Source organism: Lysinibacillus sp. EB106-09-02-XG168 (assembly GCF_058791475.1).
Genome location: NZ_JBYTDN010000003.1, coordinates 1850992 through 1867838, shown reverse-complemented (window position 1 = coordinate 1867838; position 16847 = coordinate 1850992). Strand labels below are relative to the sequence as shown.

General features: G+C 38.2%; 11 protein-coding genes. All 11 read right to left on the bottom strand.

Annotated features, from left to right (window positions below; genetic code table 11):
• Positions 1-43 precede the first annotated feature (43 nt).
• On the bottom strand, positions 44-4528 hold the full coding sequence (locus tag AC3WSO_RS09775; protein WP_492530424.1) for an endonuclease: 4485 nt from the start codon (positions 4526-4528) through the stop codon (positions 44-46).
• Positions 4529-5427: 899 nt separating this feature from the next.
• A complete protein-coding gene (locus AC3WSO_RS09770; RefSeq protein ID WP_492530423.1) occupies positions 5428-7143 on the bottom strand; it encodes an FTR1 family iron permease in 1716 nt (571 codons plus the stop codon).
• A complete protein-coding gene (gene efeB, locus AC3WSO_RS09765; protein ID WP_492530422.1) occupies positions 7118-8377 on the bottom strand; it encodes an iron uptake transporter deferrochelatase/peroxidase subunit in 1260 nt (419 codons plus the stop codon). The genes AC3WSO_RS09770 and efeB overlap by 26 nt, the downstream gene beginning before the upstream one ends.
• An 18-nt stretch (positions 8378-8395) precedes the next feature.
• Complete coding sequence (gene efeO / locus AC3WSO_RS09760; RefSeq protein ID WP_492530421.1) at positions 8396-9262, bottom strand: iron uptake system protein EfeO; 867 nt, start codon at positions 9260-9262, stop codon at positions 8396-8398.
• A 162-nt stretch (positions 9263-9424) separates the two neighbouring features.
• On the bottom strand, positions 9425-10624 hold the full coding sequence (locus tag AC3WSO_RS09755) for an MFS transporter (RefSeq protein WP_492530420.1): 1200 nt from the start codon (positions 10622-10624) through the stop codon (positions 9425-9427).
• An 11-nt stretch (positions 10625-10635) separates the two neighbouring features.
• Positions 10636-11058 carry a MarR family winged helix-turn-helix transcriptional regulator gene (locus AC3WSO_RS09750; protein ID WP_492530419.1) on the bottom strand — a complete coding sequence of 141 codons (423 nt, stop codon included), beginning with the start codon at positions 11056-11058 and terminating at the stop codon, positions 10636-10638.
• 729 nt (positions 11059-11787) lie between these two features.
• The gene (locus AC3WSO_RS09745; protein WP_492530418.1) at positions 11788-12738 is read right to left on the bottom strand and encodes a nuclease-related domain-containing protein; all 951 of its coding nucleotides are present in this window, start codon (positions 12736-12738) and stop codon (positions 11788-11790) included.
• A 337-nt stretch (positions 12739-13075) separates the two neighbouring features.
• Positions 13076-14083, bottom strand: a complete 1008-nt coding sequence (locus AC3WSO_RS09740; protein WP_492530417.1) for a FecCD family ABC transporter permease — start codon at positions 14081-14083, stop codon at positions 13076-13078.
• On the bottom strand, positions 14076-15077 hold the full coding sequence (locus tag AC3WSO_RS09735) for a FecCD family ABC transporter permease (protein ID WP_492530416.1): 1002 nt from the start codon (positions 15075-15077) through the stop codon (positions 14076-14078). Before AC3WSO_RS09735 ends, AC3WSO_RS09740 begins: the two co-directional genes overlap by 8 nt.
• 25 nt (positions 15078-15102) lie before the next feature.
• Positions 15103-16020, bottom strand: coding sequence for an iron-hydroxamate ABC transporter substrate-binding protein (locus tag AC3WSO_RS09730; protein ID WP_492530415.1), 918 nt, complete (start codon positions 16018-16020; stop codon positions 15103-15105).
• Positions 16021-16034: 14 nt separating this feature from the next.
• Positions 16035-16823, bottom strand: coding sequence for an ABC transporter ATP-binding protein (locus AC3WSO_RS09725; RefSeq protein WP_079560181.1), 789 nt, complete (start codon positions 16821-16823; stop codon positions 16035-16037).
• Between the last annotated feature and the right edge of the window lie 24 nt (positions 16824-16847).

Here is a 16847-nt window from a genome sequence, read left to right as displayed (position 1 = left end):
AACTTAGTCATTGAGGTGGCGTTTTGAGTATTTTTTCTTTACCTTACCATATCTTCTCCACCCATTCAGGATGATCTATAAATGGATTTCGATTGCCTTGGATTTCGTAAATTTTTTCATTTCTTTGTTTTTCATATCCATCTACAGGATCTTGCTTGTGCCATTGTAAAAGAACAGAAAGCTTACCGTGATAAGGAGCTGTTCCATTATTAACTTTGTCATTTAATTCAAGATCCACCTTATCGCCAGCTTCATAGCGAGTGGCCATATATAATAGTATACGTGCTACATCACCTTTTACGCGATTAGGTGGCTCGAATGAATCTGAATCTTTCAAGCAACCATTACAACCTGCCACTGGACTGCCACCATTGTCAAAATCTAAATTTCCTCTTGAGCTATTAACTTGTACATCGGTTGGGCGTAAGTGATGGATATCTGTTCCTGGTCCATTGCTTGTTCCAAAGTTACCATGTGACTTTGCCCACGTATGCTCTCGGTTCCAGTTCCCTACATTGCCACCACTGTTTGTTTTTGGACTAGATTTCCCAGAGTAAAATAATATGACATTACTCGGATTAGCAGGATCTTCATCCGTATACTTCAATGCATTCCAAACATCATCATACGAAAGTACCTTTTGAACTGAGATGATATCATGAAGAGCCTTTTTTAGTGCTTGCCCTTCCTTGTTATAAGCACTAGTATAATAATCATTAGCAATGACTGTCACGCTGAAACTTGTAGTGACACTTTTTTTTCCATCAGAAGCTGTAACGCCAACAATATGACTACCCTCTGTTAAATTAACTGTTAATATCGTTCCATTTATCGTGCCTTTTGTGGCAGTAAATGAAAGTTTATCCCCATCAGGATCGGAAAAATGATTTGTTAAATCAATTTTAATTTCCTCTCCAATAGCTACAGTTTTGTTTGCTATAGGTTTTTTAATTATTGGTGGATTGTTTCCCGAAGGCAAAGAAGGATCCACAATGGGATCCCCTTTCGAATTTGTAAATTTAATTTGCTCAGGAGCTGCACCCTTTTTATAGATGATCGATTGTAAATCTAAATTTTCAGCGCCTCTTATTTCACTGACTTTTGCACCTTCAATTGTGAGTGATTTCACGATAGTTCCTTTAAGGTCAATAATCATCCCTGCTTTCGCTGGACTTAGGATAACATCAGTCGTCTTAAAGCCCTCCCCATGGAGTTCTGCATAGGCACCTTTAAGGAACACACCTTTTGGAATAACAGATTGCGCATCTAAATGAAGTGCTATACTAGGTTTATTGATTGTTAATTTGTTCTTTTTGAAGTTCTTATAGTCATATACTATTTCAGGTTTAATCGGTTCAACAGTTGAATCTTTATTAACATCAATTTGAACCATTACTGGATCATGGTCACTTGCACGACCGGCCATATCTGTAAAATCAGCGTTAATATGAAGAATATCAACATCTGCTTTATCTGCCAGATTGTTAGACACTAAAATATGATCTAATACTTGTGAGTTCCCCTGAAACACATATGTGTAACGATCAGAAGTATCCACTTTATTAATCATATTCGTCATCCATTGACCTTCATGGATTTTAAGAGAATCGGCAAATTGATAATCATTAAAATCACCTAAAGAAACAATGTTTGCATCTGGATTTTTTGATTTAACGTCCCCAACAAAGCTAGAAACAATATTGGCGATTTTTTTACGTTGTACTTCACTTCCATACTGTGGAGGTTGAATTGAACCAAATAATGGGGTATCTCCACTTTTAGAATTCCAATGATTTGCGATCACAATTACATCTTCATCTTGGAATTCAAATTGCGCTGCTAAAGGTTTACGGCTACTTTTAAACGCTTCATTTGCAGGATCAATACGCCCAGGATTCACTGTTAATTTTCCATCTTCATAACCAACAGCTGTTGTCGCATCCCCTGCAGGAATACCATCCTTTAACTTCACTCGCTCTGGATTATAAAGGAAGCCAACTCGAATATTCGCATCTGGTGCTCCACCGTCTTGATTGTTCATTGGGTCGATATTAACATACTGATACTCGACACCACCAACACCTTTAATAGCGTCAATTAATCTTTGATAACTTTGATCCGCTTTGGAATCACCTGGAGACGCACCGTTATTATCCTGCACCTCTGTTACACCAACAATGTCAGGGCTGCCCATATCAATACCAATTGCTCTTGCTAGTTTTTTCGCTTTATCATCCGTAGTAGAAGTTTTGTTATTAGAGAAGTTCTCCAAATTATACGAGGCAATTGTTAACTTATCTTCTGCCTTTACTATTTTTGTTGTCTCTGGTGTTGTATCTCCTTTTTCATAAGCTTTCTTCATCTCATCTAAAGAAGCATAGATTTTAAAGTTTTGATAGGAATAGCCTACGATTCCCGTAATTGGCCCTTTAAATTTATCACCTGTAGCCACTTCAAAATCGCGCGCAGCTCCATTCGGTTCTAATCGGAATTGAATCCTGTTTGGATTTGCATTTTCTTTCTCATACAATACCCCACCGTGAATTGTGTTTGTTGGTTCATCCTCAAGTACTGTTACTAAATCTCCATGCTCCTGTGGTGCTACCGCTTTCACGTTTCCAACTTCTACTCTCATGCCTTCGATACTTTCCCAAAAATCAATAGCGTCGATTGTTGGATTAAAAATCCCCAAATTATCACTGTCGATTTTACTAAAGGACATTTTTAACTTATCGATTCCAATTGCTTTTGGTAAGGCTACACTACTTTTAATGACTTCCACTTTTCCGTCTTGATCGTCACGCACATTAATTTGTGTTGTTTTTAAATCTGTTTGCTGCCTGTCATCATAGCCATCGTATGCATATTCGCTTACTTTACCTTTAACAGATACTAAATCCCCTACTTTTATTGGCCAAGGTTTCTTTCCACTGTACAGAAAAATACCTTCAGAAGTGTTCGGATCCTGATCGGCTAATTCATCTGGCGTTTGAATTGTATAATACCAATTATTATTTAACGTGAATGAATAAGTTACGATTCCTTCAATTCCTTCAACTGTTTTACCATCAAATGTTGTAGCATGCCCAGCACCTTGAATATCATGAATTTGTAATTTATCTGCAATGCTATATTCAAATGTAGTTATTTCACTAAATTTGCCATCTTTCGCTTTAACGATTGTTTTTAAAGTCGTATTTTTGCTAATTTCAATTGGTGTCTCATATTTAAGACTTTTATCAGTTGGCCCCGTACCATCTAATGTGTAATAAATTTCTGCATCTGCTGTCGATGTTGTTAAAGTTACTGTTGTTTTCCCCACAAACGTCCCGCTTCCAGGAGATGCGCTAGCAGGCTTTAGTGCTGCACTATCCACTACGATATCTGTTTCTGAGCGAGGGATCACCTGATAGTCTTTATCGAACTGTTGAACAATACCAGTGATAGATTCATAGTTTGTACCGACAGTTAAGCCAAGCAAATTTGTTTCATCGCGTACGAGGAAGTTCGTACCGTCACTTGCAGTAAAGTTTGCCCATCCTGCACCTTGTTGAACATCTGTAAGCGTAACATTTTTCACTGTTACTAACTGCGATTCACTCTCTTCATTTACTTGAGCCCCTGTTATTACCTTTGGAGCAGGTACCCCAGCATTTTCAACTTTTTCAACGATTGTAGCACCATCTAATTGTAGTAAACCACGATAGTCTGCTAACTTCCCTTTTAACTTAACTTCATCCCCGACAGACATAGCTAGACTAGTAGGTCGTACGGCAATACCACCTGTTTCATCTTGGACAGAGAACGTATTTTTTAAGCCCGCCGCAACTCTACCTTTGATAGTAACCGTTTCACCTACACCCTTATTCCGGGCCTCTCCAATTGAGAGGACTGCCGGTGCTTCGGGGTCAACAGGATCAACAGGTCCACCTGAGTCGGTATCCATTACGTGTTGCCCTAAATTAGAAAAATCATCTACCGGAAATGAAGTCCATTCTAATGCCGAGTTAAAAGCATCATTAATAGTTGTATCACCCGACAAGACTGAACTCTTTCTTACTAAAGTTACATCTTTAGCAAAATCTGCTGAAGAACCAACTTGTCCAATGGAATCGACTATTTCACCAGATTTCCTTAATACGATTGAATCATTTCCATTGAAATTAATAACAGTTGCGTTTTCTAGATTTCCTTTTGCTTTAATGTTAGGAGCTGCATCTTTATGATACAAAACATAAGTAGCTCCGTTTTCTAGCGTACCTGTCAGACTCACTTTATTTTTCGCGGTATCTTCTCCGTTCGTATGAAGCTCTAAAGTATAAATACTTAAATCAACCGCGGCACCTGTCCCATTATATATTTCAATTGCTTTATTGAAGGAACTTCCTTCTATATACTCCGAAATGATTAAATCCTTTGCTAATGTTTCAGCATTTACAGTAAGGGGTGCTACAGGTGCGGCAATACCTGCGACTAGAGTTGTTGCTAAAAAGGTATTTAACGGCTTCTTCCAATTCTTCTTTGACATCAGGTTAATTCTCCTTTCAATTTAAAGAATGTCAGTTTTTTTGTAAAAGATTCTTTAGGTATACGTCTATACCGTACAGACGACAATTATCGCGTACGCCATGTCGTAATTGGTCGAACTATTCAAAGCATATTTCCCCATTACATATATATGTAATCATATTATTATTAATTCACTATTTTTATAGTATTTATATTGTGTTAATAATTTGTAACAATGGAAAACTCATCTACTACAGGGATTTTAACAATTTATAACATAATTTTAACATATGACACATACCTAATTTGCTTAATTATTAAAAACGGGCTAATGGATTTACGCCAAAAGAAAATAGTCTCTTAACCAGTTACTGGTCAAGAGACTATTTTCTTTTTTACTACTACTTTTGTATCAACACCATTTTGTGGAGGTGGAGCGGCTCTTCGAACGCCCAAGGAAAGCGCCTAGGCGGAGCGGAAATCACCCCCTCGCTTTACTAGAGGCGTCAAAAAATATTTTCTACTAGCAAATGCTGATTTCAGCGATTAATTTAAAGGTTAGTAAATAAATTTTCTACTATGATATATTCATCATCTTTTAGTCTTGTAATTTCAGATAACTCCTTTGGGGATCTGAAACCCTAAAGCATACAGCATTTTGTGAGGAGCGTAGTGCTGACCTGTTCTCGAGGATTTCTTCGTATAAAATAATAGTCAATCCTAGAACCGGTTTTTCTATAATGATAATAATTTTGTTTTAGCTTGTGCTGAAAGCCCAGCAGGAACGCAGTGACGAGGAGGTTGAAGCCAAGCCCGCGGAAAGCGCCACCTCGAAGTGAAAATAAACCTTAGTTTATTGAATAAATTTTTATCGACATGCTAAAGGGCAGATGAAAGTCTATTCATCTGCCCTTCTATTTATTTTTGTTTCTTTTTATAAATGATTGTTGCTACAACTAGTACAAGTAAAACTGCTTGTCCAATCATTGTTTCTACCGTTGGATAGAAACCAATAATGTTGACAACTGGCAATCCATCTACAATAGTAGTTGAAACTGAATCCCTTAACTGCAATGTATGCAGACTGACACCAATAATTTTAAAGGCCAATACGTAGATTAACACCGTAGCTACAGCGAAAAATTTATGAATTGGAATTTTTCCACTTGCTTTAAATAATACAAATGCAAAAATAGCTAGAATTAAAAGTGCTACTACGATCCCTAGCACAAACTGAGATGTCTCCATTTTAGGTGCAATTCCTGCATAGAAGACAAGTGTTTCTGCACCTTCACGGAAAACAGATAAAAAGCTAATTGATGCCATCGCAAATACCGAGCCAGTAGAGATGGCATTGCCCATTTGTTTGGAAATATAGCGGTTCCAGCTTACCACACTCGATTTACTATGAAGCCAAATACCTACTCCAATCATCATTGCTGCTGCAAGTAAACCAACATAACCTTCCATTAACTCTCGATTAGTATCAATCGTTGCAGAATTAAAAATCGTAGACATTAAAACTGCAGCAACTGCAGATACAAGAATCCCTATAAATGTACCAACATAAATCCATTTACGCATTGATTTTTGCCCTGATTTGTCTAAGAACGATACTAAAGCTAAAATAATGAGCAGAGCTTCTAACCCTTCACGCAGTAAAATAAGAGCAGCATCCCAAAAAGAATAATCTGTATTCCCTTGGATCAGCTCGATTTCGGTACGAATATTATCTAGCTTACTTTTAATACCTTCTTTATCAGCTGATGATTTTAATAAATCACTTGCGATAATTGGCATTTCACTTTCAATTTTAGTATATAGACTACCATTACGAGTGGAGATTTCAATTTCCACACTTGGCCAGATAGTAATAAATTCTCGAATTTTATCAGAAGCTGCTTTATAATCACCTGCATCGATAAAATCGTTTGCCTCATCAATATAAGCAATTAATGTAGCTAATGAATATTCCCCTTCCACTACTTCTGCTGTTTCCTTACCAGCCACAAAATCCTCTATTGTTTGCTTTAAGTCAGCAAATTGAGATTTCATAAGCTCTACATCAGGTTCCTCAGCGGAAATGGAAATGCGTAAAAACGCCATTTGTGTTTCAATTTGCCCATACATCGCGATACTTTGCTCACGCACAGGTCTTTCGTTTTTATTCCATTTGATATTAAAGTCTTTATAGGCTTCATCGATTGCTGTGATGTCACCACTTGCTAAAGCTTTCTCAAAGTCCCCCATGATTGGTTTAAACTTTTGCCCAAATTCTGCTCGCTGCGCCGCTTCATCTACAGGATTCTCAAGCTTTTCTAATGCACGTAAGGCATTTGACAATTCAGATAGTACCTTTAAACGTTCATCCTTAGTTGTAGCTTCAACTGCTTGTGCAAGAATATTATCAACTTTTTCTTTTGCTTTCTTTTGCTCTGATGTAACCGAAGCCCAGTCTGCTGCAAACTGTTTAAGGGCTTGCTCAGCTTCGGATTCCTTATCCTGCTTCGTATTCATTAGTGCATCACTAATAGAAATGTATAAGTGACTATAAGATTGCGCTGCCTGCACTGGTACAGCAAGTGCCAATAACAAGCAAAGTACTAAGCTACAGCGCGTTAAAAAGTGCTTCACCTATATAACTCCCCTTTTGTACACCAGGGAAGCAAGCGAACACTGCGCTGCCTCGATGTGTAGTATACTCATTCATTTTATCCAAACGTCCTAAGCTATTTTGAACTGTTATAAATTGGGCTGGGTCTTTTTGATAAGAAATAAACATAAGTCCCGCATCATGCGCACCTGTATTCGTCATAACACCCGATGCATAAGAATACGAACGACGTAACATACGCGCACCTGATTTACGTGCCAAATGTACATGTGACGTATCGGGCATAATATACTCACCATTGCTATCCTTCGCCTCTACATCGAAATCATCGAACTCTTTCTTTTTACCAAAAGGTGCACCACTATCGCGATAACGACCAAATGTTGCCTCCTGATCTTTCAAAGATGTGCGATCCCATGTTTCAAGATGCATTTGAACTTTACGTGCGACTAAATAAGACCCGCCTTTTAGCCAGCCTTTATCGACCCATACAACTTTATTTAAATCTTTGTCATCGGCAGTCGATGGATTTCCAGTGCCATCCTTGAATGCAAATAAATTTCTCGGCGTTCCTCCTCCAGCTGGGAATGAGTTAAAGCCTGCTTGAGACCACTTAATTTCTACCTTACCAGATGCTGCCCGAACTAAGTTACGTACTGCGTGGAATGCCACCTGTGGGTCATCCGCACATGCCTGAATACAAAGATCTCCACCTGTAAGTTCTTTTTGTAGCTGATCTTTTGGGAAATGTGGTAAATCATTTAATTCTGCTGGCTTCAAATGTTGGATCCCAAGCTTATCAAACAAAGATGGACCAACACCAATTGTGATCGATAAATTTGAAGCGTCTAAACCTTCTGCTTCACCTGTATCTCCTGTAGGAACTCTAGTATTTGTTGTTAAATCTACCATTAATTCACCATTCATTAAACGAACAACAAGAGGTGTCCATTTTTTGAACAACTCTTGAAGGTCTTTCTTTGATGTCAATAAAACATCTAAAGAAGCAAAATAAATATTTGTCTGAACTGGTGTAATAATGCCAGATTGATGTTTTCCATAAAAATCAACTTTATTACGTGCAGTTGTGCTATCCGCAACAGGCTCGAATACATCGTAGCCCATTACTTTCATAACACCACCTAAGCCAGAGGCACCGATAGCTATACCAGCCGCTCCGATACCTGTTAGCTTTAACATGTCACGTCTTGATATTTTTTTATTCATCCATTTTTCATCATTTGACGCTGTCATTTATTATCACTCCAAAAATTACTCTAAAATAATACCCATTTGACTTAATGGTTCACCTAGTTGATTAACTGCTGCTGAAAGTGCTTTTGTGTCTTCATCAGTTAATTTTTCGTAAGAAACATATCCGCCATCAGCAGTCGCATGCTTCGCTAATAAATCATCTACAGCTTTGAATTTTTCATCTAATGTAGCAACTAAGTCTTTATCTTTCGCTTCTAATTTAGAACGTAGTATTTCAAAGATTTTTTCTGCACCTTCAATGTTTGCCTTAAAGTCATAAAGGTCTGTGTGAGAATAGATTTCTTCTTCACCAGTGATTTTTGATGTTGATACTTCGTTTAATAAATCAACCGCACCTGTAATCATTAAATCAGGTGTAACTTCTACAGTTTGAACTAATGCATGTAATTCTTTTGCGTCTGCTAGTAATTGATCTGCAACAGCCTCGTAGCCTGCAGTTTTATTTTCTACCCAAAGCGCATGTTCTAGCTTATGATAGCCTGACCATTCTTCTTCGCCCTTGCCTTCGTCTTTAATATCAGCTAAACGACCGTCAATACGTGGGTCAAGGTCACCAAAGCTCTCTGCAATTGGCTCCGAACGCTCAAAATACATACGTGCAGGTGCATAGGCTGCTTTTGCTTCTTCAATTTTACCAGCCTTAAATGCGTCCACAAATTTCCCCGTTTCTACTAAGAATTGGTCCATTTGCTCTAATGCAAATGTTTGATAGGCTGCTAGTTCAGCAGATAAATCAACTTTTGTAGCTTTTTCTGCTTGTTCTGTTGCTGGCTTATCGTCTTTTTTAGCTTCATCTGTATTTCCACAGCCAGTCATTAGAATGCCTCCTGCAACTAATACTGACAATAATGATGTTTTTTTCATGCTAAGTACCTACTTCCGAAATAGTTTATATCGAGAATGATAATGATTATCAAATAGAATTGCAAGAAGTATTTTTATTTATAGAAAAAAACGACATTTTATAGTTGATCCAATTAGATAACTAGAAAAATGACGTTTTTTCTACAATATAATTATTCTAAACTACAAAATTTTCGTTTGTTTTCTATTTTCATATTTTCCATATAAGAAATAATAAAGGATAATTGATACTAAAATTACAAATACCATCGCAAAGAAAATGGCACTGTACCCCGAAGTCGGAACGAAGAATCCTAAGAAATAAGGACCAACCCCTAAACCTAAATCATATAAAATAAAATATGTCGATGTCGCAAGTCCTAAACGCTCATTTGGAGTAACTTTTATCGCTATTGCTTGCGCTACTGAATTGAAATTGCCATATCCGATCCCTATGCAAGCTGCAGCTAGTAAAAATACAACACTACTAGTCGCCGAACTAAAAGCATACATTCCTAGTGCGAAAATAACTAGACATGGATAGATAACTATGTTTGCACCTCTAGTGTCTAGTAATTTCCCTGTAAAAGGACGTGTCGCTAAAATAACAATTGCATAAATAATAAAGAAATAACTTCCTGCTGTTACCAAATCAAGCTCTTTCGCGTAAAACGTCATAAATGACATAACCCCTGAATAGGCAAAGCCAATAACGAGCGCCACAAAAGCAATAGGCACAGCACGCATTTCGATAAAATTAGTGAGCTTAAAACCTGTTTTCTCCGCCATCTCTTTGGCCTTCTTCGGTGCATCTGGAACGGTTACGATAAAATACAACAAGAAGCATACAATAGCTAATACGGAATCGACAGCAAAAATCATCCGATAATCTTTAAACAGCTGCGTTAGAAGAATACCTACAAACGGTCCGATAGCAGTAGCTAAAATAGCACTCAAGCTGTAATAACCGATACCTTCTCCTCGTCGATCAGACGGTAAAATTTGTGCAATAATTGTTCCTGTCGCCGTACTAGCCATCCCAAGTGCAATCCCTTGTACTAAACGATTGACCATTAGAAGCGGCAAATTCGTCGCGATAAAATAAGACATCGTTGATAGCATAAACAATAATAATCCACAAAATAATGTTTTTTTGCTACCCCAATCCCCAATAATACGTCCTGTCCCAAGACGACCAAATAAAGTACCAATAATAAAAATACTCGATACAAGCCCTGCCGTACTAGTTGAAGCCCCAAAATGCTCAACCGCATAGCCTGCAATCGTTACCATCAATAAAAAAAATATTAATGTAATGGTAAAATTAATAAGTGAGACGATTAAAAAGTCCTTCGTCCAAAGTTTATGTCTAGTTGCTTCCACTTTTTTCTCTCCTACCGATTAATGTTTGCACAAATGTTCGCTAACACTTGTGTCGCAATTTCAATATCCCGCTCTGATACCCCCGCGAGTGCCTGTTCCATAGTTGGTTTTAAATGCGCTTGAATTTCTTGCACAATCTCTTCACCATTAACCGTCAATTGCACAAGCTTTTCGCGCTTATCCCTACCCGCTACCGTTTCCACGTAACCAAGCTCCACAAGCTTTTGCACAAGCCTCGTCACACTCGGCTTTTCAATAAACATGAAATTCGCAATATCCACAAATGTATGTGGCCCTTTATCCATCAATAGCCGAAGAAGAGCCCATTGAGAGCTATACAACTGATATTTCCCTAACTGCACATTTATTAGATTGATAAACGGTCTATACATTAAGCGGTACTGATTAAAAAATTCTTGTTCAATCGTCAACATTACCACTCCTCTTTAGTTAGTTAGCCTAACTAACTATACGCTTTTAGTTTTTATTTGTCTAGTAGGAATTAGCGTGAAATTCGGGGTTTTGAGCGGGCTTTTCGTCTTTCTTGGCTTTCTATCCACGTTTTTGAGCGTTCTAACCTTCATTCTCGCCTTTCTATCCACGTCTTTGAGCGCTCTATCCTTCATTCTCGCCTTTTTATCCACGTTTTTGAGCGTTCTATCCAGCATTATCTACTTTCTATCCACGCTTTGAGCGCTCTATCCAGCATTATCTACTTTCTATCCACGCTTTGAGCGCTCTATCCTTCATTCTCGCCTTTCTATCCACGACTTTGAGGTTCTATCCTTCATTCTCGCCTTTCTATCCACGTTTTTGAGCGTTCTATCCTTCATTCTTGCCTTTCTATCCACGTTTTTGAGCGTTCTATCCAGCATTATCTACTTTCTATCCACGCTTTGAGCGTTCTATCCAGCATTATCTACTTTCTACTTTCTATCCACGTTTTTGAGCGTTCTATCCTTCATTCTCGCCTTTCTATCCACGTTTTTGAGCGTTCTATCCAGCATTATCTACTTTCTATCCACGCTTTGAGCGCTCTTTCCTTCATTCTCGCCTTTCTATCCACGACTTCGAGCGTTCTATCCTGCATTCTCGCCTTTCTATCCACGTTTTTGAGCGCTCTTTCCTTCATTCTCGCCTTTTTATCCGCAGCTCAAAGTGCTCTATCCATCTTTTATCCAATATTTCCTATGTCTATTTATCCCCTCAGCCTTCAAAGGTAATTTCTGCAATAGTCTATACGCTAAATCAGGTGAATCTATTGCGAAAAAATCACAAAAGCTTTTATTCGTTAACGAATCGCCCACTAATAACTTGTAATCTTTAAGCGTTCTGAAAATAGCATCCTGATCAACTAATCCGCAGCGTTGACAAGTCCATTTTTTTAGGGAATAGCTCATTCGCTGTCCATTTGAACAACGTACACATAACACGCCTTTTAGTAGATCCTGCACAGGAAGGGTTATTTCTCTTTTAATTGGCAAATGCCTGGTCAATAATTTAGTAGTAAAAAGAGAGAGTTCATCTGCTTCTAGTTTCACCTCTTTATACCGTTCAAGACATTTTCTTACATAGTAACGTAATCCTGAAACATGAAAAATTGGTTGTCCTTTAAAACTTTCTGATAAAATAGCATTTTTCGTTGCCAGAACGACTGCATAATGAACAGGAATCTCCACTTTGTAATGCTGTAATAACCCCTTTATCCACTCGGCGTGTCGTCTAACTTGATGAAAAGGATCAATCATTCCCTCAATATCTCCTTCTGCAGTAGTCCTTGTAAATTGAGTAAATGACTCATCGAATTCAAGGAAGCCTGTTATGTTTTTTATTTCTAAAATTAATATAAAATGAGGGCAAACTAATACAGTGTCTATTTGATGTGTAGTCCCGAAGTGATTAACTATTTGTAAATCATGAAGGAAATAATGTGGGTTGGGCAAATTAATTTCAAGCCATTCTGCATCTACTCGCTTTTCTCCAGCAAAGCCAGCTTGTATACGCATTAACCTATTAAAATAATTCATGTAGTCTACATGTGTACTAGGCAATCTTTTTACCAAAGCTTCTAGCATTTTTTGCATTTGTGATTGCTGTCGTGCTAATAAGATCATTGTCTCTCCCCTCCTGTATATATTATATAAACAATTACATGTATAAAAAGCGATTCCAAAAAACTTGAAATACAAAATGTAAAAATTAAATTTATAGCCCTTTTTTGTAGATAAAAAGAATGGATAAATCACCTAGTTTCTAGCATCGACTACTACTTTTCTGCCTCATATCTCCACTTTGACGACGGTACTTTCCATCAATTTCGACTTTCTATCCACGTTTTTGAGTGCTCTATCCTTCATTCTCGCCTTCCTATCCAAAACTTGCCGCGAGCGCTTCCTATCCGCAGAACCACGTTCGTTCAACAAAAAAAAACAACCGAACAGCCTAAGCCATTCAGTCGTTTTTTCGTAGTAAATATAAAAAATATGGCGCGCCGATACAGGCTACAACAATACCTGCTGGCACTGTCGCACTCGAAATAGCTACGCGGCCAATTGTATCTGCAAGCATTAGTAAGCTGGCACCGATTAATAATGTGAGTGGTAAAAAGAACTGGTAGCGCGGTCCAACGAGCTGCTTTGCAATATGCGGAGCCATCAGACCGATAAAGGCAATGCCCCCTGTGATCGATACAGCTGCCGCAGCTAATGCGACAGAGACTACTAATAATTGCAAACGCTCTCGTTCGATGTTTAAGCCTAAGCCAACCGCTGTTGGTTCAGTCATTGCAAGCACATTTAACACATTTGCTTTATACAAAATAAATGGAATGCCTAGCACAAGCCAAGGCAATAAAGCCCAGAAAAATGGCCAGTCTGTTCCCCAAACATTACCTGCAAGCCATTGTGCGATAAATTGCACATCTCTACGCTCAGCAGAGGAGATTAATATCATCATTACACCTGCTAAGGCAGATGCTACCCCTACCCCGACTAAAATGAGTTGGATCGGCTGCACCCCCACATTCCGCTTATATGAGAAAAAGTAAATGAGGAGTGCCGTTAACAGAGCGCTAGCAAATCCAACAATTGGTAACACATACGCGAAATGAGGTAAATCACCACCAACAAGGAGATAAAATAGCGTAATTCCTACACCTGCTCCAGAATTAATCCCAATAATACCAGGGTCCGCTAAATCATTACGTGTTACCCCTTGCAAAACGGCACCAGCTAATGCTAACGCCATACCTGCTGCTGCTAGCACAAATAATCTTGGCAAGCGAACAGAAAACAGTACGAATGATTCTTTGAAGCTGCCGTCTCCAAGTAAAATCGGTATTATGCGATCAATCGAAACTGAAGCTGCTCCCATTGAAATACCCATTACAAAAATAGCTATTGTTAATAGCGTCCAAACCATGAGCCATCTACGTTGTTTTTTTCGTCCAATTTTAAACAATTTGACGACCTCCCTTCCGAACAAGAAGTAAGAAGAACGGAAGGCCAATAATTGAAATAATTGCAATTACCGGTGTTTCATATGGGGCATTAATCATTCTACCTGCAAAATCTGCAGTCACCATTAACCATCCACCGATAATAGCACTCATCGGTAGGACAAATCGACAGTCTGTTCCAACAATTGCTCGGACAATGTGCGGTACCATTAACCCAACAAACGCTAAATTGCCTACTAGTGCAACTGCGGAGCCTGCAAGAATTACAACGACAACCATCATGATCCCTTTAATGGCTGTTGTTTTTTGTCCTAATCCAACAGCTACTTCTTCATTTAAACTTAAAATGGTTAGTTGACGACTAAACACAAAAGCTACCGCTAATCCTATTACAATAACAGGAACAATTATTAAAGCTTGCCATGTAGTGCCAATTAAACCACCACTCGTCCACATTGATACATCTTTTGAAATTTTAAATAATATTCCAGTTCCATCTGCTATTGCTTGTAATAGAGCAGATACGGCTGCCCCAGCTAAGACTAACTTTAATGGAGAAAAGCCATTCTTCGTTGAAGCACCAATACTATAGACAACAATCATCCCTACACCTGCACCAATGAAACATGCAAAAATAAACATATAGTACGAGGTATTTGGAATAAATGCCATCGTCAATGCCAGTGCCGCATTTGCACCTGCTGTTAGACCAAGGAGACCTGGATCTGCTAATGGATTTCTAGTAACTCCTTGCATTATAGCCCCAGCAACTGCAAGTGCACTACCTACAAAAATAGCAGCAATAATACGAGGAAATCGAATTTCACGTAATACAGAGTAGTGCTTGCCACCGTCTTGTCCGACAATCGCTTGATAAACATCTTGAATACTCGTATTAGCCGCGCCTATACAAAGCGAGATCGTAACTGTAACTGCTAATAAGATCAGTGCAAGCAATACTTGAAGCCAAAACGGGACATTTCGAAACTTTATCATTTGCCTTCGCTACTCTCTACTGAAATTATTGTAAAAATTTCTTTTCAAAGAAATCTAGTTGATATTCTAAAGTTTTTGGATCATTAAAGTAAAATTCATTGCCACTCACTTCAAATAAATGACCATTCTTCACCGCTTCTAAATCTTTAAACCACGGAGCATTTTTAATGGCGCTATCCTCACCTTTAAACGTACTAAAGATCACATAGTCACCTGCATATTCATTTAATACTTCTGTAGAAATTGCAAAATAACCTGGTTTTAAAGCATCTTGTTTTACTTTTTCAGGCATTTTCAAGCCCATTTCTTGATATAAAATTTCTGTTCCTCGACCCCAGTTATCTCCATACACATACATTTGTTTATTAAACATTTCTGCGACAGTAACCGTTGCATCTTCGCCGATTTTTTCTTTAATTTTTGTACCCGTCTCTGCAGCACGTTCTTTAAAATCTTTTACCCAATCAGTTGCTTCTTTTTCTTTATTGACAACTTTACCGATTTCGATAAATTGCTGTAAATAATCCACTTTACCATAAGTGAACAATACAGTTGGTGCGATTTCTGCTAATTTATCTGCATTTTCAATACCATTTAAACCAATAATTAAATCTGGCTCAAGCTCGAGAATTTTTTCAATATCCGTATTCTCAACAACTACTGCATCTTTAATATCATCTTGGAATTTTGGATTATCTGCAGTCCATGAATCAATACCGACAACATTAACGTCAAGCTGTAGTAAATGCCCAACAAATGAAGATAATACAACTACACGTTTAGGGTTTGCTGGTACTTCAACAGGGCCAGCCTCTGATTGATACGTAATCGTTTCTGCAGATGCCTTATCTTTAGAGCCTTCTTCCGTCTTCTCTTCTTTATTGCCGCACGCTGCAAGCACTAGTACGACCATCATAAACATTGGTAATAACCACTTTTTCATAAATCTATCTCCTTTTACACTGTTTGTAATAAGTTATATGTAATGCACATTGGCTTATCAGTACGTGGATCCTTACCAATGACTGCATCAATATTAAACACTTTTTCTAGTACTTCAGGTACTATAACTTCCTCCGCCGTACCAAACTTCACTAGCTCTCCTTTTGATAGCGCAACAATATAATCTGAAAAACGTGCTGCCTGATTTAAATCATGTAGCACCATGACAATTGTGCGTCCTTCTTCTTCGTTAAGCTTGTTAAGTAATTCTAAAACTTCTAACTGATGGGCCATATCTAAATAAGTTGTTGGCTCATCTAAAAAAATAATATCGGTCTCTTGGGCTAATGCCATCGCGATCCACACCCGTTGACGCTGTCCACCTGATAAGGCGTCAACTGTGTTCAGACGAAAGTCATCCGTTTTAGTTACCTTTAAGGCCCAGTCAATCATTTCTTTATCCTTTTGAGATAAATTACCGAAGCCCTTTTGATATGGAAATCGACCGTAGGATACAAGCTCTTCCACTGTTAAACCATGTGCACTTTCCGGACTTTGTGGCAATATGGCCAGCTCTTTCGCTAATTCTTTTGTATTCATCTCGGAAATATTTTGACCATCTAGTATGACTTGTCCACTCTTATGCTTCAATATCCTTGTAATAGCCTTTAAAAGTGTAGATTTACCACACCCATTGGAACCAATGATAGTCGTTATTTTACCGTCTGGAATTTGTAACGATAAATCATGCACAATCGTTTTGTCCTCGTAGCCGATACGAATCGATTCAACTTGTAAACGCACGACGTAACCTCTCTTTCCTTTTTG

What these genes read in the sequence shown, in the direction of transcription:
- AC3WSO_RS09745 (WP_492530418.1), bottom strand. Translation starts at nt 12,738, where the DNA reads ATGATCTTATTAGCACGACAGCAATCACAAATGCAAAAAATGCTAGAA.
- AC3WSO_RS09730 (WP_492530415.1), bottom strand. Translation starts at nt 16,020, where the DNA reads ATGAAAAAGTGGTTATTACCAATGTTTATGATGGTCGTACTAGTGCTT.
- efeB (WP_492530422.1), bottom strand. Translation starts at nt 8,377, where the DNA reads ATGACAGCGTCAAATGATGAAAAATGGATGAATAAAAAAATATCAAGA.
- AC3WSO_RS09775 (WP_492530424.1), bottom strand. Translation starts at nt 4,528, where the DNA reads ATGTCAAAGAAGAATTGGAAGAAGCCGTTAAATACCTTTTTAGCAACA.
- AC3WSO_RS09750 (WP_492530419.1), bottom strand. Translation starts at nt 11,058, where the DNA reads ATGTTGACGATTGAACAAGAATTTTTTAATCAGTACCGCTTAATGTAT.
- efeO (WP_492530421.1), bottom strand. Translation starts at nt 9,262, where the DNA reads ATGAAAAAAACATCATTATTGTCAGTATTAGTTGCAGGAGGCATTCTA.
- AC3WSO_RS09735 (WP_492530416.1), bottom strand. Translation starts at nt 15,077, where the DNA reads ATGATAAAGTTTCGAAATGTCCCGTTTTGGCTTCAAGTATTGCTTGCA.